At 41.4% G+C, this 25,093-nt stretch carries 18 protein-coding genes and 1 tRNA gene; 7 read left to right on the top strand and 12 right to left on the bottom strand.

What is annotated here, in order from left to right; genetic code table 11:
- Positions 1-156 precede the first annotated feature (156 nt).
- Together F9856_RS04315 and F9856_RS04310 are read right to left on the bottom strand one after the other, a co-directional pair.
- Complete coding sequence (locus tag F9856_RS04315) at positions 157-696, bottom strand: DJ-1 family glyoxalase III (protein ID WP_015647132.1); 540 nt, start codon at positions 694-696, stop codon at positions 157-159.
- Between the two features lie 13 nt (positions 697-709).
- Complete coding sequence (locus F9856_RS04310; protein ID WP_029750763.1) at positions 710-1,939, bottom strand: FtsW/RodA/SpoVE family cell cycle protein; 1,230 nt, start codon at positions 1,937-1,939, stop codon at positions 710-712.
- A gap of 1,017 nt (positions 1,940-2,956) precedes the next feature.
- On the opposite strand from F9856_RS04310, the gene F9856_RS04305 reads away from it, so the two are divergent.
- Positions 2,957-4,099: a site-specific integrase gene (locus tag F9856_RS04305; protein WP_202105859.1), complete on the top strand. Its 1,143-nt coding sequence runs from the start codon at positions 2,957-2,959 to the stop codon at positions 4,097-4,099.
- A gap of 102 nt (positions 4,100-4,201) precedes the next feature.
- On the opposite strand, the gene F9856_RS04300 is transcribed toward F9856_RS04305, so the two are convergent.
- The 3 genes from F9856_RS04300 to F9856_RS04290 form a co-directional block, all read right to left on the bottom strand.
- Entirely contained in the window at positions 4,202-4,444 is a 243-nt protein-coding gene (locus F9856_RS04300; RefSeq protein WP_012027466.1) for a type B 50S ribosomal protein L31, read from the bottom strand.
- A 119-nt stretch (positions 4,445-4,563) separates the two neighbouring features.
- Positions 4,564-5,592: an FAD:protein FMN transferase gene (locus tag F9856_RS04295; RefSeq protein WP_202105858.1), complete on the bottom strand. Its 1,029-nt coding sequence runs from the start codon at positions 5,590-5,592 to the stop codon at positions 4,564-4,566.
- On the bottom strand, positions 5,579-6,523 hold the full coding sequence (locus F9856_RS04290) for a DHH family phosphoesterase (protein ID WP_202105857.1): 945 nt from the start codon (positions 6,521-6,523) through the stop codon (positions 5,579-5,581). The genes F9856_RS04295 and F9856_RS04290 overlap by 14 nt, the downstream gene beginning before the upstream one ends.
- A 94-nt stretch (positions 6,524-6,617) precedes the next feature.
- Here F9856_RS04290 and F9856_RS04285 point away from each other — a divergent pair, with 94 nt between their 5' ends.
- The 4 genes from F9856_RS04285 (at position 6,618) to F9856_RS04270 (ending at position 9,022) form a co-directional block, all read left to right on the top strand.
- Positions 6,618-7,079 (top strand): flavodoxin, encoded by a 462-nt coding sequence (locus tag F9856_RS04285; protein WP_012775265.1) that lies wholly within the window; start codon positions 6,618-6,620, stop codon positions 7,077-7,079.
- A gap of 139 nt (positions 7,080-7,218) precedes the next feature.
- A complete protein-coding gene (gene rpsN, locus F9856_RS04280; protein WP_002940393.1) occupies positions 7,219-7,488 on the top strand; it encodes a 30S ribosomal protein S14 in 270 nt (89 codons plus the stop codon).
- 81 nt (positions 7,489-7,569) lie between these two features.
- The gene (locus tag F9856_RS04275; RefSeq protein ID WP_029173708.1) at positions 7,570-7,848 is read left to right on the top strand and encodes a chorismate mutase; all 279 of its coding nucleotides are present in this window, start codon (positions 7,570-7,572) and stop codon (positions 7,846-7,848) included.
- Positions 7,838-9,022 (top strand): chloride channel protein, encoded by a 1,185-nt coding sequence (locus tag F9856_RS04270; protein WP_202105855.1) that lies wholly within the window; start codon positions 7,838-7,840, stop codon positions 9,020-9,022. The genes F9856_RS04275 and F9856_RS04270 overlap by 11 nt, the downstream gene beginning before the upstream one ends.
- Positions 9,023-9,127: 105 nt before the next feature.
- Here the strand turns inward: F9856_RS04270 and F9856_RS04265 are convergent.
- The 4 genes from F9856_RS04265 to holA form a co-directional block, all read right to left on the bottom strand.
- Positions 9,128-9,199 (bottom strand) — tRNA-Arg (locus F9856_RS04265).
- Between the two features lie 197 nt (positions 9,200-9,396).
- Positions 9,397-11,421 carry a surface-anchored 5'-nucleotidase gene (locus F9856_RS04260; protein ID WP_202105854.1) on the bottom strand — a complete coding sequence of 675 codons (2,025 nt, stop codon included), beginning with the start codon at positions 11,419-11,421 and terminating at the stop codon, positions 9,397-9,399.
- 412 nt (positions 11,422-11,833) lie between these two features.
- The gene (sodA, locus tag F9856_RS04255; RefSeq protein ID WP_202105853.1) at positions 11,834-12,439 is read right to left on the bottom strand and encodes a superoxide dismutase SodA; all 606 of its coding nucleotides are present in this window, start codon (positions 12,437-12,439) and stop codon (positions 11,834-11,836) included.
- A gap of 91 nt (positions 12,440-12,530) precedes the next feature.
- Positions 12,531-13,562 carry a DNA polymerase III subunit delta gene (gene holA / locus F9856_RS04250; RefSeq protein ID WP_202105851.1) on the bottom strand — a complete coding sequence of 344 codons (1,032 nt, stop codon included), beginning with the start codon at positions 13,560-13,562 and terminating at the stop codon, positions 12,531-12,533.
- A 145-nt stretch (positions 13,563-13,707) separates the two neighbouring features.
- Here holA and F9856_RS04245 point away from each other — a divergent pair, with 145 nt between their 5' ends.
- Positions 13,708-19,338 (top strand): G5 domain-containing protein, encoded by a 5,631-nt coding sequence (locus F9856_RS04245; RefSeq protein ID WP_202105849.1) that lies wholly within the window; start codon positions 13,708-13,710, stop codon positions 19,336-19,338.
- A 326-nt stretch (positions 19,339-19,664) separates the two neighbouring features.
- Here the strand turns inward: F9856_RS04245 and F9856_RS04240 are convergent, their stop codons facing one another.
- The 3 genes from F9856_RS04240 to F9856_RS04230 form a co-directional block, all read right to left on the bottom strand.
- Positions 19,665-21,902, bottom strand: a complete 2,238-nt coding sequence (locus F9856_RS04240) for a DNA internalization-related competence protein ComEC/Rec2 (protein WP_202105863.1) — start codon at positions 21,900-21,902, stop codon at positions 19,665-19,667.
- Positions 21,886-22,548, bottom strand: coding sequence for a helix-hairpin-helix domain-containing protein (locus tag F9856_RS04235; protein WP_202105848.1), 663 nt, complete (start codon positions 22,546-22,548; stop codon positions 21,886-21,888). Before F9856_RS04235 ends, F9856_RS04240 begins: the two co-directional genes overlap by 17 nt.
- 66 nt (positions 22,549-22,614) lie before the next feature.
- The gene (locus tag F9856_RS04230; RefSeq protein ID WP_202105847.1) at positions 22,615-23,361 is read right to left on the bottom strand and encodes a lysophospholipid acyltransferase family protein; all 747 of its coding nucleotides are present in this window, start codon (positions 23,359-23,361) and stop codon (positions 22,615-22,617) included.
- A gap of 146 nt (positions 23,362-23,507) precedes the next feature.
- On the opposite strand from F9856_RS04230, the gene F9856_RS04225 reads away from it, so the two are divergent.
- The gene (locus F9856_RS04225; protein WP_202105845.1) at positions 23,508-24,953 is read left to right on the top strand and encodes a UDP-N-acetylmuramoyl-L-alanyl-D-glutamate--L-lysine ligase; all 1,446 of its coding nucleotides are present in this window, start codon (positions 23,508-23,510) and stop codon (positions 24,951-24,953) included.
- Positions 24,954-25,093 lie beyond the last annotated feature (140 nt).

Here is a 25,093-nt window from a genome sequence, read left to right as displayed (position 1 = left end):
GCTCCTTAAAAATAGAAAAGCCAATCCATCTGGATAAAAGCGAGACATATTTTTAGAGCAAAAATCATTCTAACGAATACCCTTTATTATACCATATTTTCTAATATTTTGATAGAAAAAAGAAGAGGAAACATTAGCTCCATCTTCTTCATTACTTTAACTATGATAAACCATTGTTTGAGCTAGGCTTTCTCCATCTCCACCAAATAAATCAACCAATTTATAGGCGAAATCCAAACTTGTTCCAGCACCTCTGCTAGTGATAATTGGACCATCAACGACCACATCCTCTTCCAGATGAATACCTGACGGAATGTCTTTTTCTTTCCCTGGGAAACATGTATAGTGACGACTATCTAACAAACCAGCCTTATCCAGAACAATTGGAGCCGCACAGATTGCTGCTACTGATTTTCCTGATGCAACCGCTCTTTGCAATTCCGTAATCAGGGACTCTGAATCTCTAAGGTGAACAGAACCTGGCATTCCTCCTGGTAAAACAATCAGATCAAAAGAAGACAGGTCTCCATCAAAGACTTGGTCAGTTTGAACACGAATACCGTGCGATCCCTCCACTTCATGACTATCTAAACCAACAATCTGACAGTCAAAATGAGCTCGACGGAATACATCTACAGGGGCCAATGCTTCGATTTCTTCAAAACCATCGGCTAAAACAACCGCAACTCTTGTCATATAAACCAACTTTCTAACGTTTTATCGTAATTTTTCTATAGCGACGTGATCGATTTGTTTCCTTCTCATCAGCTAGTCGTGACTGATACCCCATTGACAGCACTAGACCAACACCAATCAGATTTGAAACCATGGACGAACCACCTTGGGAGATAAACGGCAAAGGAATACCTGTTAAAGGCAACAAACCCGTTGCAGCGCCAACATTTTCAAACACATGGAACAAGAGCATCATGATATAGCCAGTTGATATGTAGGTGTAGTATCGATTGTTTGACTTCAACGTTACCCGCAGCATTCGATAAATGAGCAACAAGTATAGTACAATCAATACCGTCCCACCAATAAAACCAAAGTCCTCTCCAATCACCGTAAAAATCATATCACTTTCTCGAACAGGTATAAGAAGATTTGTTTTATTGAAACCTAGTCCTTTTAAGCCACCACTTCCGATAGCTATCAAACTTTGAGCTTGCTGGTAGGTCGTTGATTGGGCATTTTTAAAGGGATCAAGCCAGGCTGCAATACGATTGATTTTATAAGTGTCCATCCCCAAATTGTGGAGGAATGTTGTTCCACCAGGAGAAATAAAAATCAGCATAAATCCACCAACCAAAACGATCCCCGTTAAGGCAGTCGGTAATAGAATTTTCCAAGAAACTCCTGATAATAGAAGCATTCCGCTAAAGATTGCTACAAATACTAAGGAGGTTCCTAAATCTTTCTGTAAGGCCAACAAAATCAAGACTGGGATAGTAAACAGTGTCATATAACCAATCAACATAAAATCCTCACGAATTTTTCGATTTGGATAATATTTATGAAAGGTGACAATCACCCTTGACAACATAATGATGTAGGCTATTTTCATAAATTCGGATGGTTGAAAAAGAGTCATTCCACCAATCGTTACCCAGTTTTTTGCTCCCGTTGACGCTACTAAGTCTGGACTGTAGAAAAACAAAGGCAATACCATAAGTCCTAGCCCAAGTACGTACAAGTAAGGTGTGATTTGCCACAGAAACTTAGTGGAAAAGAACATGACCAAAAAAGCTACCACTGTTCCAATTCCTATCCAAGCAATTTGTTGACCAACCATCTGTACAACATTATCCGGATAATCTTGACTAACCGCAATGTAGAGAGAAATAATCCCCACAACTAATAAAAAAAAGACCGGTAAAATAAGTGAGTAGTCTACTCGACTATCGATTGTGCCCCTATTTTTCATCAATTTCCTCATACTTTCACTTCAAATTCTTACTCGTTCCATTATAGCAGAAATCATCTCTCATTGAAACTAAAAATCTAGTTACATCAGCGGGGATACGATTTATACTCAACGAAAATCAAAAGTAGCCTAGGAAACGAAGTCGAAGATAGAACTGGAGTTCCTCAAGGCTCTTGACAACGGATAATTTTGATTTTCGAAGAGTATTACTAGTGCACAAATCATAAAATACGTATCAAGGCTTTCAGCTATTCTTTAAATAATTACTATATTAAGTACAGAAAAGGCTACTTGTAATTCTGTTTGTGTCTGCGTATTGTCGTAAGCTGCCTGTGTGGTATGCCAGCCAACAGTTAAGGGCTTTTTTAATTTTGTCATTACAAAAAGGTGGAATAGTTTTTATTCTGCCTTTTATTGTTATTCTACGATGTTACGGAAAAACGCCAACTCCAGCAGGTCGGCGCGTGGAAATATACAAATTGATTGACATATAACCTATAATGGGGGTATAATCATAGTGTAAAGAATTGTTGTGAGGACAATTCTAGCACTAAATCAAAAAAGCCCCCAACGTGCCAGCGTTGAGGGTTTTTGTTTGCCCCTGTTTGGGGTTAGTCGTCGTTATCGTCTAAATAATACTTAACTACTTCAGTCAAGATATTAACCAATAACGGCGCTAGAATACTTGTGAGGATAAGCTCTAGCAACTAAACCACCTCCCTTCAGTAAATTCAAAGGGGGCTTGTATATCTTATCAGATAGTTTATTTTGTTGTCAAATTCTCCCCGCTTACACATGGCAACGTGTAAGTAACCATATTTTTATGATTGATATTTAATCCCAAATACTATAAACTAGATAAACGGAGAAAGCATTTATAACACCCGAGGGTGTATATTTGCGTGAGGTGTCTAGTTTTGCTAGGCACTTTTTTCATTCTTAGCAACAAAATTAGAAACCACTTATAAACACGCGCATACTATTTTATTCTTTCGATTAGGTGGGGAAACCAATAGGAAGGATAAACAAATGATTAAGCAATACCAATTAAAAGACGGCTCTGTTAGATACTCTTATATAGCCTATGTAGGTATAGATCCACTTACAGGCAAAGAAAAGCGTGTAAGGAAAAGCGGTTTTAAAACTCAAAAAGAAGCCCGAATAGCTGAAAGCCAGCTCCTTCTAAAAGTGGAGCAAGACGGATTTTTTGACAAGCCAGATAGAATAACCTTTAGTGAAGTGTATAAGATATGGCTGGAACACTATAAACATACCGTAAAGGCTAGTACATACGCCAGACAAAAGGCACAAGCAGACCTACACATCATTCCAGCATTTGGCGCGTGCTACGTGGATAAAATAAGCCTACCAATGTGCCAAAAGCAAGCACAAGAATGGTTTAAGGGCTACAAGAAATACGCTAACTTTATCGGTATGACTAAGATGGTTTTAGATTTTGCGGTAAATCTGGGCTACATTCATGACAACCCAATGAAGAAGATAATAAAGCCCCGCAAATCCTCTGAAGTCGATGAAGAAGAAAAGAAAAAAGAGAACTTCTACAGCCGTGAAGACTTGCAAAAGTTCCTAGACTGCGTAGCAAAGGAAGACAAGGAAGAAATAGCTTGTATTTTCCGCTTACTCGCCTTTACAGGTATGAGAAAAAGCGAAGTACTTGCCCTACGGTGGAAAGACTTAGACTTCTTTACCTCGCGTTTATCAGTTAGCCAAATAGTAGCCTACGGAGAAAATAACACTATTGTCTATCAAACACCCAAAACAAAAAAGAGTAAGCGCACTATCACGCTTGACCCTATTACCGTGTCTATTCTGAAAAAGTGGGAAAAGACTAGACATTTTTTAAACTTCCCCCAGCGCGTGAAACCTACTGACCTAGTTTTTCCAGCAGAAACAGGCAACGCCCATAGTTTTGATTATATAAATTATAATCTACGTTGTATTCTGAAAAAATATGACTTGCCTTATATAACGCCCCACGGTTTCCGCCATACTCATTGTAGCTTATTATTTGAAGCAGGGGCATCGATTAAGGAAGTACAAGAAAGATTAGGGCATGAAGATATAAAAACAACTATGAATATTTACGCGCATGTTACGGAAAACACAAAAGAAAAAACGGCTGAAAAGTTTGCCCAATTTTTGGGAATGTAACGCCCAGCCGTTACCATTTCCGTTACCATTTCAAAAAGAAAACCACTCCCAAGGCACGGGAATGGCTTAAAATCAACGTTTCTAACGGTTTTATAACGCTGATTATTTGAGACCGTATTTTTTGTTGAAGCGATCCACACGTCCATCTGCTTGAGTGAACTTTTGACGTCCAGTATAGAATGGGTGTGAGTCTGATGAAATTTCCACACGGATCAATGGGTAAGTTTCACCTTCGAATTCAACTGTTTCGTTAGATTTCTTAGTTGAACCGCTAAGGAACTTGTAGCCAGTAGTTGTGTCCATGAAGACAACAGTGCGATATTCTGGATGGATATCTTTTTTCATTTTAAAATTCCTTTCTGCCATGGACTCTTTCCGAGCCATAGATTATAACCATTTAAGTTTACCAAAAGTTTGTTCTTATGGCAAGTCTTTTTACCTATTTTTTTAATATTTTTTTCAAGTTATAGTACGGAAGCACCTGATGCCAGGTCAGAAGTTACTCTGGCGCCAAATCCCCCTCTTGAAGGACTGCCCAAGCTATCAGAAATTCTTTCTTTACCAGCAAGAACTTTCTCAGAAAGTCCTGAGGTCACTAGAATCCTGCCATCCAGCCCAATCAGAACCGCTTCGATACCATCCGTTTCTTCTACCATCTTATAAATCCGAGTTATTTCTTGACCAAACAGTCGAGTCGTCCAAATCTCACCATCAACAGATTGCTTGGACACAATGGTCAAACTAGCCAGCTGCGACTCGATTGGATAGCCAGTCTCAGGACTCAAAATATGATGATAGGTCTTTCCATTCACGGTAAGGGTTCTTTCGTAAATACCGGAGGTGACTACCGATTCTTCTCCTATTTTGAGGACGAGGGCATTTTCACCCCGTGTTTTCTGAGGAGCCTGTATACCAATTCGCCAATAACCATCTGGATTGTGAGGAGCCTGACCAAAGGTCAGAATATTGCCACCCAGGTTAATCAGTCCAGCTACCACACCTATTCTTTTCAAGAAGTCAATAATCTTATCTGCTACATAGCCTTTGGCTAGGGCGCCCAGATCAATCGCCATACCTTCCTTTTTCAAATAGACTGTCTGCTCCTCATCATCTAATTCGATGTCCCTTGGATTGATGAGCTGGAGTTTTTCACTGATCATTTCTTGGGTTGGAAGTTTGGCATCGCTAAATCCAATCCGCCAGCTTTGCACAAGGGGACCAATAGTAATGTTCAGAAAACTAGCTTCAGCCAGACTGTGTTCTTTGCCCAATTTAATCAATTCATACAGGTCATCGGCAACAGGAACCGCCTGAACACCCGCATTGAGGTTGACCTCCATCAATTCTGACGTCAAATCATTGGCAGAAAACCGATCTTTATAAAGATACAGCAACTCTTCAACCTGATCTAAAATTGGTTCTGCATCTGGGTGCCAAATTTTAGTTTCTATGATAGTCCCCATTAGACGAAGGGAACGGCTACTTGCTTGCATTCCTCACGACCTCTTGAATTTCTTGATAGATTTGCTCATTTTCGGAGAGGGAATAAGAATTAGCACCGCTGGCTAGTGGGTGGCCACCGCCATCGTGGCGCTTGGCAATCTCGTTTATCGGAATGTACTTGCTGCGTAAACGAACCCTGTAATTTCCGTCAGTTTGTTCCACAAAAATCCCCCAAGATTGAACAGTGCCAATCCGTCCTGGAGCCCCAACGATAAAGGAAGTGTCCGCATCGGTCACCCCGTATTTTTCGAGAATATCCTGTGTCAAAATAACACGTGCCGCACCATGTTCATCCACTTCCAAGTTGTCGTAAACGTAACCTGTCAACTTGGCAATCTTGAAATCAATGGTGTCCATCTGGCGAGACATCCTTGCAAAGTCAAAATCTTCTTGGCGGAGACGAGCAACAATTTCAAAAGTGCGTGAGCTAGTCGCCGGATAAAGAAAACGTCCCGTATCGCCAACAATACCAGCATATAGCAGACGAGCAGTTTCCCCGTCCAATTCCAACTGACTTTGAAGGGCCAATTCTGCAATCATTTCACTGCAAGAACTAGCTTCCGTATTGACCCAGAGCAGGTCGCCGTAAGGCTCTTCATTTGGATGATGGTCGATTTTAATCAGGAATTCACCCTGAGTGTAGCGGTCATCATCCACACGGGCTGTATTGGCAGTATCCGTTACGATAACCAAGGCTCCTTGATAATCTTGGTCGGAAACCTGATCCATTTCTGCCATCCAGGCAAGATTCGGCTCATTGAAACCAGTTACCTTGATGGTTTTTTCAGGAAAATTCTTCTGTAAGAGTTTCTGCAAGCCAACTTGACTACCAATGGCATCCGGATCTGGTCGTTTATGTCGGTGAATAATAATCGTGTCGTATTCGTGAATTTTTTCAATAATTTTACTGTAAATTGTCATAGCAACTCCTTTTCATCATTTTAGCATAAACTTCCCCTTTTGAAAATGATGGGAGTGTGGTATAATGGAATTACTATGTAATTTGGAGGAAATTATGGCACTAGCAAAAATAGTTTACGCTAGTATGACTGGTAACACAGAAGAAATTGCTGACATCGTCGCCAGTAAGCTAGAAGAGTTAGGTTTGGAAGTACAGGTTCACGAATGTACGACTATTGAAACCGAAGAAATCTTGGATGCGGACCTCATCGTGGTAGCCAGCTACACCTATTCTTACGGTGGAGACGGTGAGCTTCCAGATGAAATCGTTGATTTCTATGCTGACCTAGCTGACTTAGATTTGACCGGTAAGGTCTACGGTGTTTGTGGTTCTGGCGATACCTTCTATGATGACTTCTGTAGTGCAGTAGATGACTTTGATGTCATGCTTGGTTCACGTGGTGCAACTAAGGGTGCCGAAAATGTTAAGGTAGACCTTGCCGCTGAAGATGAGGATATTGTTAACCTTGAGCAATTTGCGACAGACCTTGTTGCTAAACTAGATACAATGAATTAACTGACAGACAGACTGGCTTATCAATAGGTCTAGTCTGTTTTCTTTTAGCCTTTTATTAAGATTGTACACCTATTGCTTGCAATCTTAATAGTTTTGATATGTAATTAACTGGTTAAGTTTTTTAAAAAAGGAGAATTTTATGGCTAAAAAATCAAAAATGGCACGCTATCAGAGACAGTTGGAGTTAATCGAGCGCTATGCGGATTTACGTAAAAGTCTCAAAGAAAAAGGTGACTATCAAGCACTTCGAAAATTGCCTCGCGACTCAAATCCAAATCGACTGAAATACCGCGACAGGACTGATGGCCGTCCGCATGCCTATATGCGAAAATTCGGTGTGAGTCGGATTACCTTCCGTGAATTAGCCCATCTTGGTCAACTTCCTGGGGTAAAAAAAGCAAGTTGGTAACTTCCTCAAACAAGGCTAGTATTCTGCCTTGTTTTTTGCTATACTAAAAAACAACTGAAACAATATACGGAGGTTTATAAGATGAATTTGGATTGCATCCGCGAACAGATTAACACGATTGATAGCCAATTGGTTGAACTACTTGAAAAACGAATGGAGTTGGTCGACCAAGTTACAGCCTATAAGCGTGCAACAGGTAAGCCTGTTTTGGATACCAGCCGAGAAAATGCTGTCCTTGAAAGAGTTGGAAAATTAGTTCAAAAGGATGATTACCGCTCTGCCATTCAAGCAACCTTTAGCGATATTATGGCCCAATCAAGAGCTTATCAATCTTCCAAGTTAGCGAATCATGAGCAATAAGATGAAACAAGCCATCCAACTCCTTTTCTTTTCCAGCTTAATTGGAGTCGGTGCAGGAATTATCACCACACTTTTTGGGAAAATTCTACTAGGGATTGGAGACTTACGGTCTGAATATTTTACATATCTAATCCCCTTTCTGCCACTTGCAGGGGTGGTGATTGTTTTCATTTATCAAAAATGGGGAAGGGAAGTCCAAGCAGGTATGGGCTTAGTCTTCAAAGCTGGACAAGGGGAGCTAGTGCAAATTTCTCCAGTTCTCATTCCACTCATCATCTCTACAACTTGGCTCAGTCATCTTGTCGGTGCTTCCGTTGGTCGCGAAGGTGTAGCTGTCCAACTTGGAGCCAGTCTCTCACACTGGTTACAAAAACATGATTTCACACACTTGCCCAAAGATATGATAACAAAGATTGGTATGGCCGCAGGTTTTACAGGGCTATTTCAAACACCATGGGCTGCTAGTTTCTTTGCCATTGAGGTATTAATCGTTGGCCAATATTCTTGGACTAGTCTCCCCTATTGTCTAGTTGCCGCTTTCACGGCTTCTACTATTTCCCATTTATTGGGATTAGAGAAATTTTCGCACACTATTTCATCTTTTTCATTCCAGTTTACAGATAGTTTCAAATGGCTATTTATTGCCCTTTGCTTCGGTTTCATCGGCAATTTATTTGCTTGGTTTCTGGCGCAAGCAAAAAGCATCTCGACTCGATGGCTTCCAAATCCTTACATTAAAATAGCTATCATGGGAGTTGGACTGACCGTTCTACTATTCTTCTTTCATCAAGGTCGTTATGCTGGTTTGGGAACCAATTTGATCGATGCCAGTTTAGCTGGGGAACAGGTGTTTGCTTTCGATTGGCTACTAAAACTCCTACTAACCTGTCTTTGTTTGGCTGCAGGTTTTCAAGGGGGCGAAGTTACTCCACTCTTTGCGATTGGAGCAAGTTCTGGGGCTGTTTTAGCAGGATTACTAGGTCTACCAACTGAACTTGTTGCAGCCCTTGGGTATTGTGCCGTATTTGGAACAGCCACCAATACCATACTGGCTCCTCTCTTCATTAGTTATGAAGTATTCGGTGCTAATATCCTGCCCTATGCTATTCCTGTACTTGCCATAGCTTATCTTATAAACAGAAAACAGACTATTTATGGGGTGCAGGTGAGATGAACTATTGGATTCATAGTTTGCCCCTTTCTTACCCCTCGGTCACATTTTGGAAAAAACAAAACCCTTGAAAACATTGATATTTCAAGGGTTTTCGTTGTATTTCCATCTCCCCTGCAGGAATCGAACCTGCAACTAATTCTTAGGAGGAATTTGTTATATCCATTTAACTAAGGGAAGTCTGCTTCTCTATTGTACACCAGAAGAGAGCAGATTGCAAGAGCAAGGTTATGTAAGTTTTTTCAAATTTTTACAAAAAAGCAGAACTTACTCTAAGATGAAATACTTATTATTTTTATGCATTTCTCTCATGATAGTCTCTAAAAGAAGTAATTCTAGAATGTACCTCGAAAGTTTGTCGTTTTTATGCTTGATTCCTATTCCCCTTCCTTACGTCTCATTGAGACAGCCATTCCGAGTGAAACTAAGCCACCCAAGCTAATAAGAAGGGAGCCTAGGGCTTCTTGACCGGTATTTGGAAGTGTTTGATTTCCTGATGCTTTTTTAGCTTTCTTATTTGAAATAGGAGCCACACTTCCAGATGGTGCCGGTTGCTCGTTTGCTTTCTGATTTGCCACACTATCGCCACCGTCGCTTACTTTTTCAGGTGTTTTCGTATCGGTAGTTGTCCCAGCAGTATCTCCTTTTTCTTCTGCTTTTGGTTCTTCTACGTACTCCTCTACAAATGCTTTTCTACCTGTAATAGTTGCACTAATGGTTTGACCTGCTTTTTCTAAATCAGTCAAATATTCAACAAATACTTCTGTATCTGGATTGATAGCGCCAATCAGTTTAGCTTCTTTGAAAATCGAGAAGCCATCCCCACCGCCAAATAGGAAGTCATTGATGACAAGTGTATAGGTTTCTGTCGGAACAATCTCTGTTCCATCTTCTTTGAAGGCTTTAACAACCTTGTAAGGATTTTCTTCCGTTGGATTATCTGCTTTCGTGTAGATATATTTAATTCCAGACATTTGAAGGAAATATTTTTCGCCTTCATCGTATTGTTGATTTAAGGCTGTATAGATCTGCTCACCTGTCATTTGAACGACTTGTAGGATATTCCCAAATGGTTGAACAGCTTGTGCTGATCCCCAAGTAACTGTTCCATCCTCTTGGACCTTCAAATCTGCCCGAATCCCGCCATTGTTGGTCATTGCAAAGTCAACATCATAACCTGATTTCTTAGCAATAGCTAATTGAGCCGATGTTACTAAATTGCCCACAGCACTTTCTTTAAATTCATTTACCTCGCGAGAAATATCTGTCGCTTGACTAGCCGTACCAATTTTTTGCTCTGTTACTTTTTTAACGATGGTATTTGCTTCGTCTACAATCGCCTGAATTTCTGGACTTGGTGTTTTCTGCCCTGGTGCTACTGCAATAATTTTCGCAGTCGGAACTTCTTTAAAGTCGGCAATATCTGTATCATAAACAGCTCTAACATCTGCATAAGCCTTACCTTGTGAGGTAGCTTGTACAATCAAGGTTTTGCCTGTTGTACCGTTTGTATAGACATGGTTGTGACCGGCAAATACAAGGTCAACGGAGTGTTCAGGATAGATTTCATTTAGCTTAGCAATCATATCTGCAGCTTCACCAGCAGCCACACCATCCTTGCTTGTAGCTGGGACGTGAGCCAGTACAACTATCGCATTTACACCCTTTTCAGCTAACTCACGCGCATATTTCGCAATCGTCTCTGCCTCATTCAAAAAAGTGTACTGCTCATAGTTTTTCTTCAAAACAAGATTAGGAATTTCTGTCGTAACTACACCAATAAAGCCAATATTTGCTTCTTTATCATTTACAGGAATAGTCTTAATAGCATACGGTTTCCAGCCATACGGAATTTCACCCGTCTCTTTGTCAATAACGTTGGCGATAACAATCTCCTGTTTGGCTGCTTCATGAGTATAATTATCTACAATCTCATTAAACTGGCCTTCTTTTGGAGCTTCACCAGTCATGATACGGTTATACTCATCAAGTCCCTCATCAAATTCATGGTTCCCCAAAGTACCGTATTCAACATCCATTTTGTTAAAGACTTTTACAGTTGGTTCATCTTGTAAAAGTCCAGAATTCGATGGACTTGCACCAACCATATCTCCAGCTTGAACACGGATAGACTCTGCAGGTGTTTCTGTTTCTGCTGCTGTTTCTTCAAATTCTGCTTGCGAATCATCCATGTAAGCATCAAGCAAAGCGGCAGTTCCTGCATTCCGAACTGTTTCCCCCTCCAATCGCGCTGTCCCTGTCGTATCAAGCGCACCATGGAAATCATTAACTCCCATAATTTGGACAGCTAATTCATCTGCTAAAACAGCCTGTGTTGTAATGACACTAAAACCAGCTACAAGAGCTAGTACACTGCTTTTCAACCGAATATTCTTTTTCATAAGCAAAACAATGCTCCTTCTATTTTTTTCATATTGACATATCTATAATAATCCTTTTTTTACGGCTTTTCAATATCAAATCAGTCATTTATAACAAAAAATTATAAAAATATTCGTTTATTCTTACTTTTACATCATTTTTCTGAAAATATCTTGTTGTTTTTATCCATAATACGAAAAATCATCACTCTTCCCTTACACAATTCTCTCCAAAATACTCCTCACAACTAAAAAAGGGAGTGGGAAAGAACTCGACCATTCATAGAAGAGTTCGTCTTCCCACCCCCGCACAGTTGATTAGGTCAGATTTGGAGTGTAAAACACGAATAAATCTGCCAATCAACCACTGCGCTGAGATGTTGACACTAACGTTGAGAAGCGGTGCTGGGCTTTTTACCCAGCCTCACTGCTCTTATTTAGCTGCTTTATAAAGTTCGTTAACCTTGTCCCAGTTAATCACTTCAAAGAAGGCTTTGATGTAGTTTGGACGGACGTTACGGTAGTTAAGGTAGTAAGCATGCTCCCAAACATCCAATGCCAAGATTGGTTTCAAACCTTGCATGATTGGTGTGTCTTGGTTAGCAGTTGAGATAACTTCCAACTTACCTTCTTTATTAACAACCAAGAAAGCCCAGCCTGAACCGAAACGAGTTGTTGCTGCAGTTGTGAAGGCATCTTTGAAGGCATCAAATGAACCAAAGGTCGCATCAATATCGGCTGCCAATTCTGCTGAAATGTCTGTTTTTTCAGGTGTAAGCAATTCCCAGAAAAGAGCATGGTTCAAATGACCACCACCGTTGTTAATCAAAGCTTGACGAATGTCAGCTGGAATTTGCTCCACATCTGACAAAAGTGCTACCAAGTCTTCACCGATTTCTGGGTGTTTTTCAAGGGCTGCATTAGCATTTGCAACATAAGTTGCATGGTGCTTGTCATGGTGCAGGGTCATTGTTTCTGCATCAATATGTGGTTCCAAGGCATCGTATGCGTATGGAAGGTCTGGTAAAATAATTGCCATTTTCGTTTTCTCCTATACTAAGTGATAGTTCTATTCTACTCCAATGTGAGAGCCTTTTCAATTTTTTTGTCTGAAAATACTAATCAGACACTTAACTCGTTGCAATTTTTAACAATGTAAGATCAAACAAGTAATCCTTATCAAACCGTCCTGTCTTGATTTGATAATCTGTTTCTATCAATAATCGAACAACTTTTTTCAAAAATCCAATGGACAGATGGCGTGAATCACGCAAAGCATACTTTACTTGGTATGGATTCACCTTACGCCCCATAATAGTTGATAACTCAGCTACTATCTGCTGTTCCCCTCGGCCTTGCTCTACTAGGATTTGCACTTGTAGATAGGTTCGAAATTGAGTTAACATGATGGCAATCAACTTAACCTCTTCCTCCCCTTGCAACCGCAAGTCACGAACTAAGTTGCGAGCCTCGTCTACCTTGGATTGTAGAATTAACTGTGTTAAATCAAAGATATTATCCTGTAGTGTCTTGGGGATAGCCGCATCAATATCTGAAATTTCAATCGTCTCTTTTCCCTTATAAGATTGAAGAAAGACTAGGTTCTTACTGATTTCTGCAAAATCAAAATTGGACTTTTCTAAAAGATATTGAAAAACCTCTCCTCCCATCTGCAATCCAAAACGCATTATCTCCTTTTGGAAATGATTTTTCAAATCCATCTCCTTCAGAGGATTGGCTTCTAATACTAGTCCATCTCGTTTGAGGAGTTTAACCAGGCGTCGCTTGCTATCCAACTTTCCTGGGGCTAGGATAATCAAACGTGTTGTTTCGACAGGATTTTCCAAATAAGCCTCAAACTGTTTAAGCTCATCGTCTGTCAAATGCCGCTTCTTGTCTGTGGTCAAATCAGAAAAATAATCCAGTATGACAACTTTTTCGTCTGAAAAAAATGGGAGAGAAACCAAATCCAAATCTACCTGATGATAATCAGCCTCCGACATATCAAAATAGGCAAAACCTAAATCTGCCGCATCAAAATCAAGCTTCCGAAGAAGTGAGTCTTTCGCTATTTGGTATTGTCCGATGTCTTCACCGCATAAAACGGTCAGAAGCTCTAATTTCTCTTTTTTTAATTTTTCAATCTGTTCAATAACTAACATGTATACCTCATATTCTGTTTTCATTTTACCACAAAAGCAATGAGGCTGGCAAAGTGTCTAACAAAATCAATTACTATACTATTTGCAAAAACGCTTAATTTCTGTTATATTCTAGATAACAACATGAACTAGAAAAGGGGAAAATATGGAACGGAAACAAAGATTTTCTATAAAAAAATTATCAATCGGTGTTGTGTCCATTTGTATCGGATTTGCATTTCTTACTCAAGGAAACAGTACTGTAGCAGCCGCTGAAAAGAGTGTTGAAGTTATTGTTAGCAACGCAACAGGCGAAGAGGAAAACATCCCTACTCAACCTACGGAAACTCCTAACAATAGAGAGAGCATTCAAAATACGGAAACTACTACTCAAGAAGAAATCACCATAGATAATACGGTTGAGGGACAAACTGATACAGAAAAAAGTACCAGTCCGGAACAAGCGGTACCCGAATCTACCGCCAGTCATACTGACCACCTTGCAAATACCGTAGACACCACTACAACTTCATCTTCAACAGAGAGCTCAGTAAATGAAGTAGAGTTACCAACGGAAACTACTGCTCTTTACTCCCCTGAATCATCCTCTAAAATAGAAACTATCGACGCCAGTCTTAAAGCAGAGCAACCTAACACAAGCGAAGGAACAACAGCCCTTCGTGCCGCAACCAATACAAGCCCCACAACTACTGTGTCTGGAAATGATACTGCAATCCAAGCAATCGAAAAAGGAAGCATCACTCAGTCTAAAACGATAGCATCTCTAAACGCTGAAGAGAAACAAACACTTAGCAACCTCATTCTCACAAACTTTGAAACCAGCGCTGATAAAGTAGCTTTACTAGATGTTGTGAAACCTAAAGAATGGTTAAGCCCTGCTGACTCAACGAAGTATTTCATTCCACTGATCCAAAAGATTAGATTGGATGAAAAATACAAAAATCTCTCTAATGCTGAAAAAGTAGAAGAAGCAAGAAAATTAGCACTGATTGAAGCGAACAAAAACCTCTACGAAGATGCGAGTATTGAAGCTCTTGCGCCTGAGGCGAAAAACACTTTCCAACAACTACTTGCATATAACAATGGTCAGCTACTTACGGAAAAATCAGGGCTTACAGTTGAAACTCTAAAAAATAATCTTAGTCAACTCTACCGTGGCGTCCTTTATCTCCAGCAACAATACTCCTTTGAAAAAGATTTACCACAAACTCTTGTCTTTACTCCCCACACAATTGGTAATATCCAAGCAGACCAAACAAGTGCCTATGACCGATTGATGGCTTATGGTGGTCGTATTACTGATAAACGGTCACTTGCCTTAAATCTCAATCAGAATCAGTTCAAGGAACGCCTAATTAGCCAATATACCGGTACTAAGTCTACGGCTGAATTGGTTGAAAAAATTGCTCAATCAAAAGGTAAAGATGTCAATAGTTACTTTACAGAACAGTCCCAAGCTTTGATTGGAACAAGCCCAAACATCTCCATCTTTGAATTATTAAAAACAAATAAGCCAGATTACATTCTCCCTATCCTCTCACAAGGAAGAGGAATTTACGTTGCGGGTACTAGCAATAGTTTGACTCTTGGACTTTTAGATTCGTATACAGACCTGTACCCTGAGTTGAAAAACTTTACTAAAGAACGTGGGGTACAACAACCTACATCTACTTTCTTCGAAAAAATCCTTACCTACCAAGAAAATTGGTTGACTTTCCTTAACTCTGCTAAAAAAGATAGTACAACTATTCCATTTACACTAGCAGTTGATACGATGAATGTCTATAACGAGACCACCAAAGCACACACTTGGTCACCTAACGAAGGCACTTCTGCACATTCTGCGGTACTCAACTTCTTCTCTCCAATGAATCTCTGGGAAAATTATGTTCGTTCAGGAGTTGGACTAGGAGGTGTTGCAAATGGTGAAAATATGATTAAAGCCTACGAGACACGCTTTATGCACAGTAACCTTTCAGGTGTCGCACTGTTCACTCACGAAATGACTCATACAAACGATGAGGCTAGGTTGTTCGGTGGAACTTATCGAAAAGAAGGTCGACGAGCTGGTCAAGGACCTGAAGTGTATGCACGAGGTTTATTTGAAGTAATTGATAATACACAAAACGGTGTTCCTGGTGAGTACAAACCTGTCTTTAATTTGAATACCACTCTCACTATTGCTGAAAGTTCTAATCGTACTCAAGCATTAACACCTCAAACTTCTACAGAAAAGTTAGCAAATTACACAAAAAATCTTGTTGATTTAGTCGCTTATTTAGAAGCTGTTGAAGCGAGGGTTGCTTTAAAATCCCTAGCAGAGAATGAATTAGCTACTTATTTCAATAAGGTCGTCCAAGTACCTCGCAATACCACTTCTAACACTAGCACGACAACCACCAGTCTCCCTTCTACCAACGATGCATTTCTCCCCTATGGGCAGTTGACGGTTGCTTCACTTACTAAACCAACTAGCATCAATGATTTGGTTGACCAAGATGCAGTCAGTGGTCAGTTTATCCCTCGTGGAATTTCCCCTATCCTAACGGAATTAAGTCATAACCAATATGATCATGTCCCACTTCTAGAAAGCTTCTACGGTGCTTCAGAAGCTCCAAGTGGCAATAATACCGTTGGAGATATCTCTTTCAAGCGACATGCATATGAAATATTGGCATGGAAAGGCTGGGATGCCTTTATAAGTTACATTAGTAACAGATACAATAGCGACTCAGAAGCTTTTAAAGCAATCTTAGGAAACGAATATTCAGATTGGGCTAGTTTCAAAAAAGCGCAATATAAACGGTTAGAAGATAAGGAACCGGTTAATCAATTGTGGCAAACTAGCCAATTGGAGAAAGAGTTAGAAACAGCTATAAAAGCTGATTTAGCAGTATTAACCACCTATCGAAATTCAATTAACAGTCTACTTAACAGTCGTTCCACTGTTACTCAAACGCAGTTAGACCAAGCAGCTCAAAAAGCTTCAGTTGCTCGGTTAGCAACTAATGTCCGTAAAGTTAAATTAGATATTCTAAACAAAGCTCTACAGTTTAACAATCTAGAAGCTAGTATCTTTGAAGCACCAAAACAATCTGACATTATCTATGTAAAAAATGGCGGAAACGGACAAGGACTGACAGAAGATACCCCTATGGGAAGTTTGGCTGAAGCCTTGCAGAAAGCTACAGATGGTACTATCATCAAACTGGTCGGCAATGCCACCGAGCGAACTCCACTCGTCATCAATAAAGCAGTTACCATTGAGAGTGATAGCAGTGAAAATGCGATTATTTTTAATGAGAGTATTCAAATTTCAAATAACGTTACCCTACGTAATTTAAGTATTCATGCTTTAACAGAAAGCAATGTCCCTGGAAACATCTACATAGATGGTCAAGTGACAATGGATCATGTATCCACTCTTATATCCAATCGTCAAACTGATAAACGCCCTAGTCTTATCATAGGTTCATCAGCAGATACAACTGATAAGCGTGAATCCAGTTTGAAAATTTTAAATACAAATGAAACTGTTTTCGATAAGATGACCGTCCAAAATGCCGCAGATATTGCGATTGCAAATGGTACACAAATTAAAAACGGTGTCGAAGTGACTACACCTTCTCCTGTTACAATCACTTCCGAAAGTAATCAGGTCAATAAATTCCAAGCACCTGAAACCAATCAGGTAACCCTTATTTTTAATAATAGCAAAGCAAGTAATGTAGAGTTAAAAAACATCTCAAATCTCATAGTAAAAAACAATTCCTTTATCTCCCTAAACAGCCAATCACTCAATCCAATCCAACAGGCATTAACAGTAGAAACTGGTAGCCAAATAAATTTGGGAGATTTAGAAGCTCGTTTCCAATCACTTAAAGGAGATGGAATATTAGGATTCACAGATAAGGGACAATTAGCCTTACAAGATTTAGACGGACAAGCGACTATCCAGTTTAAACGCAAAGATATGAATTTCTCTGAATCAGACGGTAAGACATTTGTCACTATTGCTTCTAAACAAAGTGGCCTTTCAGTCAAGCTAATACCGCTGGATGAAATACTTAAAATGGACAAAGACGGAAATTACATCTATCATCAGCCTTACTCAGCAGGATATTATTTTGAATCCGTAGAACTTGATAAGATATTGCCAAGTGAAGTCGAAGATTTATTGCCAGAAGATAAGGAAAGTCCTAATCAAGCGATTCCACAACCAGAAGCGATTACTGAAATAGTTGTAGATGGGGATGGAAGATGGGTCTTTGACAGATGGGAACTTGATTCTAATAGTACTACAAAACGACAATTCTATACCGGTTACTGGCGCTATACGACTTCCCCTCAAACAACCGTTCGTTTTGAAGAGATTCCATTTACAACTATCTATCAAGCCGACGAAAACAGAACGGCTGGGGAAAAAGAAACCATCTCTAGCGGAAAACTTGGAAAGGTAAAAATTACTGAGACAGAAGGTTCTGAGCCAGTAAGAGAAGTCCTTGAAAAACCACAAAACGAAATTGTCGCTGTCGGTACAAAACCAGTTGTTGTAACCAACATCTTGAAATACAAGACAACTACCGTAGAAGACCCTGAATTGCCAAAAGGACACACAGAGACCGTCACTCAAGGTAAAGAAGGCAAGGAAATCATTACTACAACCTACACACTGGATACCAAAACTGGAAACATTACTGCGAACACCGTAACGGAAACAATTGAACCAGTCGAAAAAGTTGTGAAAATCGGAACCAAATCTTCCCCTCAAACAACCGTTCGATTCGAAGAGATTCCGTTTACAGTTATCTACCAAGCTGACGAAAACAGAACAGCTGGAGAAAAAGAAACCATCTCTAGCGGAAAACTTGGAAAGGCAAAAATTACTGAGACAGAAGGTTCTGAGCCGGTAAGAGAAGTCCTTGAAAAACCACAAAACGAAATTGTCGTTGTCGGTACAAAACCAGTTGTTGTAACCAACGTCTTGAAATACAAGACAACTACCGTAGAAGACCCTGAATTGCCAAAAGGACACACAGAGACCATCACTCAAGGGAAAGAAGGCAAGGAAATCATCACTACGACCTACACACTGGATACCAAAACTGGAAACATTACTGCGAACACCGTAACGGAAACAATCGAACCAGTTGAGCATGTCGTGAAAATCGGAACTTTAGAAATAAAAGTTCCCGAAACTGCTCCTGAACAACACATAAAACCTGAACTCAAATGGAGTACAACAATCATACCAATTCCTTTCCAAACGAAATACATCGTGGATAATCAGTTGAAACAGGGAGAAGAAATTATCCTTGTACAAGGAAAAGACGGTCAACGACAAATTATTGCTCTCATAAATGGAGCGGTCGTTGGAAGAAACAATGAAGAAATTATTTCTGATACCATCCTCCTTGAGCCGATTGAACAAGTTATCAAAATCGGAAGTCGCAGTACCGATAACCTCCCAAACAAGGAAGAAAAACCAGATACTCCAAATCTTGTACCGATTTTGCCACCAACATTGCCAACTAATGAAGCAATCCCTACTCCAATGAAGCTCGCAGAGACACCAAAATCGATAGAATATCTGTCGAATAGACAACATGATGCTATCGTTTCTCCGAGCCAGCTTCAACAAACCAATGGCGCACTATTACCAAAAACTGGTGAGCAAAAAGAAAACTTCCTATCTAGATTGGGATACATTTTCCTAGTATCTTTAGGACTTGGTTGGGCTATCTTGCCTCTTCTCAAAACTAAAAAGGAAAAGTAAATAATATATACTACCCCAAAAAAGTTAGATATTTCTATCTAACTTTTGGGGTGATTCAATATAAGATTACTTCTCAGAAGCGATCAACTCCTTCTGAAGGGACTTTTGGGAAATCAACCAAATCTATCCTGAGAGACTGTAATGTCGTCTTCTCACCTCCTCTCCAAAGAACTTTGTGGAGATAAGAAACGAGTACCAACTAGAATAAACTACATACATGAATAACTTGCTAAAAAGCTGAGGCTATCCAACTCCCCTAATGGGCACTATAATTTCTGCAGTGGGTAAATCCACCAGAGAGATTATAGGGCCCTTTTTTAAAACCATCACTCCCTCACCGTTTCAATTCGCCACTTCTTCCAGCCTCGAAAGCGAATGGCGCCCTGCTGATCAGTTCGATAGACTTGGATATTCCGGCTGTCAAAACGGTCCAAGGTTTCTTGGTGAGGATGCTTGTAGCGGTTACTTTCTCCTGCTGATACCAGGGCAATCTTGGCTCCGATATGGTCCAAAAATTCAGGATAGGAAGAGCCTTTGGAGCCGTGGTGACCAGCTTTGAGAACATCAACAGGCAGATTGGGATAGGTTTTAATCAAGTCCAACTCTCCCTGCTCCAAGTCCCCTGTAAAGAGGAAATTGGTTTCCAGCAAGCGACCGTAGAGAACAATGGAATCATTATTACCTCCGTCCCCTGTCCCGTCTGGATAGAGGACTTCCAGATAGGAGTTAAAAATCGGCAAGCGGTCACCCACTTTTATCACATGGATAGGCACATTGATTTTTTTCAGAGTTGCTACAAAGTCAGGCACCGCCAGACTTCCAGGCGACACGTAAATCCGACCAATCTGGACCTGCTTGGCCACTTCCAGCACATCGCCCACATGGTCTGCGTCGGTATGGGTCAGGACTAAACTATCAATCCTGTCCACGCCCCGACTATGCAGATAGGGAATCAAAGTCCGCTCTGCATTAGCCTGCGAAGACCGCTCCTGCCACTCCTCCTTAGCCGCAAAATCAACCCGTCCGCCCACATCAATCAGGACCGTCCGCCCCCGCATATCCCGCAAAAAGATACTGTCCCCCTGCCCGATATCCACCACCGTCACCTCGTTTTCCAGCGGGTGTTTGGTTATGAAAAATAGCAGAGCGAGGACCAGGCTCAGACCTAGGAGCCAGTTCTTTTTCCTGTGGAAATCATAAAGTAAGAAGAGACAGATTAGCAAGAGAACAAGAATTACCCCAGACGGCTTGCCCAGTATCCAAGGTCGCAATCCCAAATCCGCCACCCAGACAATGATTTTTTCCATAAAGACAAAAAATCCGTTGACCCAAGTTATCTTGACAACTGGCGACAGGAGAAAAATGACTGACAAACCTGGCAAAAGCAAGACATCAAAGATAAAGGAAAAGACAAAAGTCAAGAGAATAGACAAGGGCTGAAAGGCATAGAAATAGGTCATGAGCACCGGCAAAATTCCAAGTGAAATACTGAGACTCTCCACCGCAGCCTTTTTGACCTGCCCCAAGTCCTCAAAATCAAAGACCGTCAGCAAAAAAGCATAGGTAAAGGTCAAGACACCACCAGCTGTCAGCAAAAATCGGGGCAGAATCAGCAGACAGACAAAAACTGTCACCGCAAAGTTATCCAGCTTCCGCAAGCCCATATTACCCAGAATTTTCTGGACCAAGGATCGCACAACCGACACAGAAAAGCCTGTCAAACCAGCATAAACAATGGAAAAGGGAATCTGCAACTTGTCTACGGTTTCCTTGGTCAAGCCCAAACGCAGTAAAATCCAGCGAAACTTGTCGATGAAAAATCCCACCTGCATGCCAGACAGGGCAAAGAGATGAATGATTCCTAAACTAGAATAGAGGTCACTCATCTGGTCGAAATCACTATCCAGCTCCCCAAACAAAAGCCCTGTCATGTAGTGACTCATCGGAGCTGGAAAATTGGTTTTGACATAGACCAAGGCATGCCTCCGCCAGCTTGATAACCAGTCAAAAATATTCCACGACTGGACAAGGACAATCTTCTTTATCGCAGAAATCTTAACTGTCCGATAAATTCCCTGCGTTTTCAGATAGGTCTGATAGTCAAAGCCCTTGAAATTACGTTGACCAGCTGGCAGGCTGACCTCTGCTTCCACTTCTAGTTGGACCAGACCTGTCAGTTTTTGAAAATAGGCCTGTTCCTCCTGACTAGCTAATTTGTAGAAAACCTGATAGGTTTGTCCGTCAGCCCGACCCCGAAAGGACAGACTGTCCCCGTTTACTTCAATGGTATCTGGAATGACCTGCACAGTTGTGACTTGCTCTGGGGCTAACTGGTCTGCCCGCTCCCATTGGACCTTTTGACATCCGAAAAACAGACCGCACAGGGCTAGAAGCAGCAGCGTTTTGAGGAAAACCGTCTTACCTTGCCGAAAACCAAAGACAGCTAACACCAAACTGAGCAGGCCCATTGTCAAAAGGGAAAAAGAGTGGACTGCAAAGTAGGCCACCACCGCTAAGATGGCTAGGTGGATGGGCTGGCAGGGGAGCTTACTCAACCGTGACATAAGGTCGAATGCTTTCCATGGTCTTGTCGCCAATGCCTGAAACATTGTTAAGGTCGTCCACCGATTTGAAGCCGCCATTGGCCTCACGATAGGCGATAATGTCCGCCGCTCGCTTGGAACCGATGCCCGAAATAGTCTGTAGGTCCGCCTCAGTCGCCGTGTTGAGATTGACTAGACTGGTGTTTTTTTCTTCTTGGGACATAGCAGAGCTGGCCGTCGTGCTAGTCACCACCGAGATATTTTCATCCTTGCTGGCCACATAGACCACCGCTTCGTCGCTGAGCTTCTGAGCCAGATTGATAGACTTGGGGTCTGCCTGACTGGTCAAGCCGCCAGCTGCTTCAACTGCATCATTGACACGCGCATCAGCTTCTAAAGTGTAGAGTCCCGGCTTTGCTACTGCTCCTTTGACATCAACGACCAGCTGGCTGGGCTCTTCGCTTGCTTCTGTACTGGTTTCCTCGACCAAGTCAGAGCTACTAGAAGTTTGTTCGGTCTGTGGAAAATCTGTCAGGCCTGTCTGATCAGACTTGGCTGATTGACTGAATATTAAGAACGTCGCCATTAGCAAGCCAGCCACTGCAGGCAGGGCAATCTGCCACTTATATTCTTTAAGCATTTCTATATAAGTTTTAATCGTTTCCATAAATTACCTCCACCTATATAGTTCGTAAAAAATACAAAAAACCCGCAAGCTGCGAGTTTCATTTACTTATTTTTTATCCAACTGAGTACTTGGTTGCCAGAAGAAGCTGGCAATATAGCTAAAGACGTAGGTCAAGCCCAAGATAAGAGCAACCAGCAAAAGAACTGGGATACGGTAGATATAGGTCAAGATATTTGGCTTTTTCTTGGTTTGGAAAGAAGTCGCATGGTCATCTAAGCGTTTGAATTCAGCCTCGATACGGCTAGTTACTTCTGCTGTACCTGCATCGTCCATACGCTTGATGTCTGAAACATCGATAGGATTTCCAAAAGCTACATCGATTCGTTCACCAGCTAAAAGCCCTTTGATAGTCATGGGACCCACATAGGTTGCTGGCATGAGTTTGACCTTGGCTGACTTGGCGATGACTGCTACTCCACCTTTTAGTTCAGATGAATGACGGCTACCTGATGGGAACATGACAAGTGAGCGGTCACTTTTTTTCAACATGTTGACAGGATACTTGATAGCAGCCATACCAGGATTGTCACGGTCAATTGGAAAGGCACCGCATTTTGATATCCACCAGCCAAAGCCGCGGTCCTTGAAGAGTTCTTTTTTAGCCATAAAGATGAACTGCTTGGGAGCAGCTGCGTAGCCAAGAAAGACTGGATCCCAGAAGGTTTTGTGTGGGGCGATAAGAATATAATTTTCCTCCTGTGGCAAAATCTTTCCTCTATCATGATAGTGAATATTGCCATTGATGGCCCACAACAAGAATGTTAATAGTGTTCGTAGATAAGAATAAAACATAAACTTCTCCTTTTTCAATCCCCTCTATTATAGCACAAATTTACTCCTTGGCGAAATGTCATATTCATTCAAATTTACGGTCAAAATACCCACTATTTACATAGCCCAGACTTGTCAAATATCCTCGATAGGTTTACAATAGAAACATGATTACAATTGAACGTGTATTAGAAATATTGAAGGCGGATGCTAACTTCCGCCAAATCAAACAAAATAACCAGACTGACAGCACATGGACTGATGTCCAATTTGACGCTCTCAGCTATGACAGCCGGACTGTTAGCCCAAGGACCCTCTTTTTTGCCAAGGGTTTGGCCTTTAAGAAGGAGTTTCTGGAAAAGGCTATCGAGGCTGGTCTTGCTTTTTACGTGTCTGAAATCGACTATGAGGTCGGCATTCCTGCTATCATCGTCCAGGACATCAAACAGGCCATGAGCCTGATTGCTATGGATTTTCATGGTCATCCTCAGAAACAGCTCAAACTCCTGGCCTTCACCGGCACCAAGGGTAAAACAACGGCGGCTTATTTTGCTTTTAACATCCTCAAACAGAGCCACAAGCCTGCCATGCTTTCGACCATGAATACCACACTGGACGGTGAGACTTTCTTTAAGTCCGCCCTGACCACGCCTGAAAGTCTGGACCTCTTTGCTATGATGGCGGAGGCGGTCAAGAACGGTATGACCCACTTGATTATGGAGGTGTCCAGCCAGGCCTATCTGGTCAAGCGGGTTTACGGGCTGACCTTTGATGTCGGTGTCTTCCTCAACATCAGCCCCGACCACATCGGCCCCATTGAGCACCCGACCTTTGAGGACTATTTCTACCACAAGCGACTTTTGATGGACAATAGCAGAGCAGTCATTGTCAATGCTGGAATGGACCATTTTGAGGTCGTGAAAGACCAAGTCAGCTCAAAGGACCATGACTTCTATGGACCTACTTCTAAAAACCAGATTAGCCAATCAGCAGGTTTTGACTTCACAGCGACTGGCAAATTGGCTGGCCATTACGACATCCAGCTGATTGGTGGCTTCAACCAAGAAAATGCCATCGCAGCAGGACTGGCCTGTCTCCGTTTGGGAGCAAGTCTGGAAGATATTCACACAGGAATTGCCCAAACCAATGTCCCTGGCCGCATGGAAGTCCTGACCCAGCAAAATGGTGCCAAGGTCTTTGTGGACTACGCCCACAACGGCGACAGCGTGAAAAAGTTAATCGATGTCGTCTTGGAACACCAGACAGGCAAGGTTATCTTGATACTTGGAGCTCCAGGTAACAAGGGAGAAAGCCGCCGCAAGGACTTCGGACTTCTGCTCAATGACTATCCGCAGATTGAAGTGATCCTGACAGCTGATGACCCCAACCGTGAAGATCCAGCTGCTATTGCTGAACAAATCCGTGCCCACATGACCCGTCCAAGCAACTTTATCTTGGACCGAGAAGAAGCCATTCGCACAGCCATGAGTCAGACAAGCTCTACAAAAGATGCCGTCATCATCGCAGGCAAGGGGGCTGACGCCTACCAGATTGTCAATGGCGAAAAAGCCGCCTATGACGGTGACATCGAAGTAGCAAAACAATATTTGTAACATACGGTCCTTGTTCACAAACAAGGACTTTTTTATAACGATTCTCATTAAATTAAAATTTTCAGAAAACTCTTTGTTTTGGTAAATTTTTTTGATATAATACTGGTCGGAACAAATTATTAATGAGTCATATTCTGGAA

Source organism: Streptococcus suis (genome assembly GCF_016743335.1).
GTDB classification, from domain to species: domain Bacteria; phylum Bacillota; class Bacilli; order Lactobacillales; family Streptococcaceae; genus Streptococcus; species Streptococcus suis_Y.
The sequence above is the reverse complement of the archived record's forward strand: the minus strand, read 5'-3'. Positions and strand labels throughout refer to the sequence as shown.

Coding starts and splice junctions, on each gene's coding strand:
- F9856_RS04315 (WP_015647132.1), bottom strand. CDS start 696: ATGACAAGAGTTGCGGTTGTTTTAGCCGATGGTTTTGAAGAAATCGAA.
- F9856_RS04310 (WP_029750763.1), bottom strand. CDS start 1,939: ATGAGGAAATTGATGAAAAATAGGGGCACAATCGATAGTCGAGTAGAC.
- F9856_RS04305 (WP_202105859.1), top strand. CDS start 2,957: ATGATTAAGCAATACCAATTAAAAGACGGCTCTGTTAGATACTCTTAT.
- F9856_RS04300 (WP_012027466.1), bottom strand. CDS start 4,444: ATGAAAAAAGATATCCATCCAGAATATCGCACTGTTGTCTTCATGGAC.
- F9856_RS04295 (WP_202105858.1), bottom strand. CDS start 5,592: ATGCAAGCAAGTAGCCGTTCCCTTCGTCTAATGGGGACTATCATAGAA.
- F9856_RS04290 (WP_202105857.1), bottom strand. CDS start 6,523: ATGACAATTTACAGTAAAATTATTGAAAAAATTCACGAATACGACACG.
- F9856_RS04285 (WP_012775265.1), top strand. CDS start 6,618: ATGGCACTAGCAAAAATAGTTTACGCTAGTATGACTGGTAACACAGAA.
- rpsN (WP_002940393.1), top strand. CDS start 7,219: ATGGCTAAAAAATCAAAAATGGCACGCTATCAGAGACAGTTGGAGTTA.
- F9856_RS04275 (WP_029173708.1), top strand. CDS start 7,570: ATGAATTTGGATTGCATCCGCGAACAGATTAACACGATTGATAGCCAA.
- F9856_RS04270 (WP_202105855.1), top strand. CDS start 7,838: ATGAGCAATAAGATGAAACAAGCCATCCAACTCCTTTTCTTTTCCAGC.
- F9856_RS04260 (WP_202105854.1), bottom strand. CDS start 11,421: ATGAAAAAGAATATTCGGTTGAAAAGCAGTGTACTAGCTCTTGTAGCT.
- sodA (WP_202105853.1), bottom strand. CDS start 12,439: ATGGCAATTATTTTACCAGACCTTCCATACGCATACGATGCCTTGGAA.
- holA (WP_202105851.1), bottom strand. CDS start 13,562: ATGTTAGTTATTGAACAGATTGAAAAATTAAAAAAAGAGAAATTAGAG.
- F9856_RS04245 (WP_202105849.1), top strand. CDS start 13,708: ATGGAACGGAAACAAAGATTTTCTATAAAAAAATTATCAATCGGTGTT.
- F9856_RS04240 (WP_202105863.1), bottom strand. CDS start 21,902: ATGTCACGGTTGAGTAAGCTCCCCTGCCAGCCCATCCACCTAGCCATC.
- F9856_RS04235 (WP_202105848.1), bottom strand. CDS start 22,548: ATGGAAACGATTAAAACTTATATAGAAATGCTTAAAGAATATAAGTGG.
- F9856_RS04230 (WP_202105847.1), bottom strand. CDS start 23,361: ATGTTTTATTCTTATCTACGAACACTATTAACATTCTTGTTGTGGGCC.
- F9856_RS04225 (WP_202105845.1), top strand. CDS start 23,508: ATGATTACAATTGAACGTGTATTAGAAATATTGAAGGCGGATGCTAAC.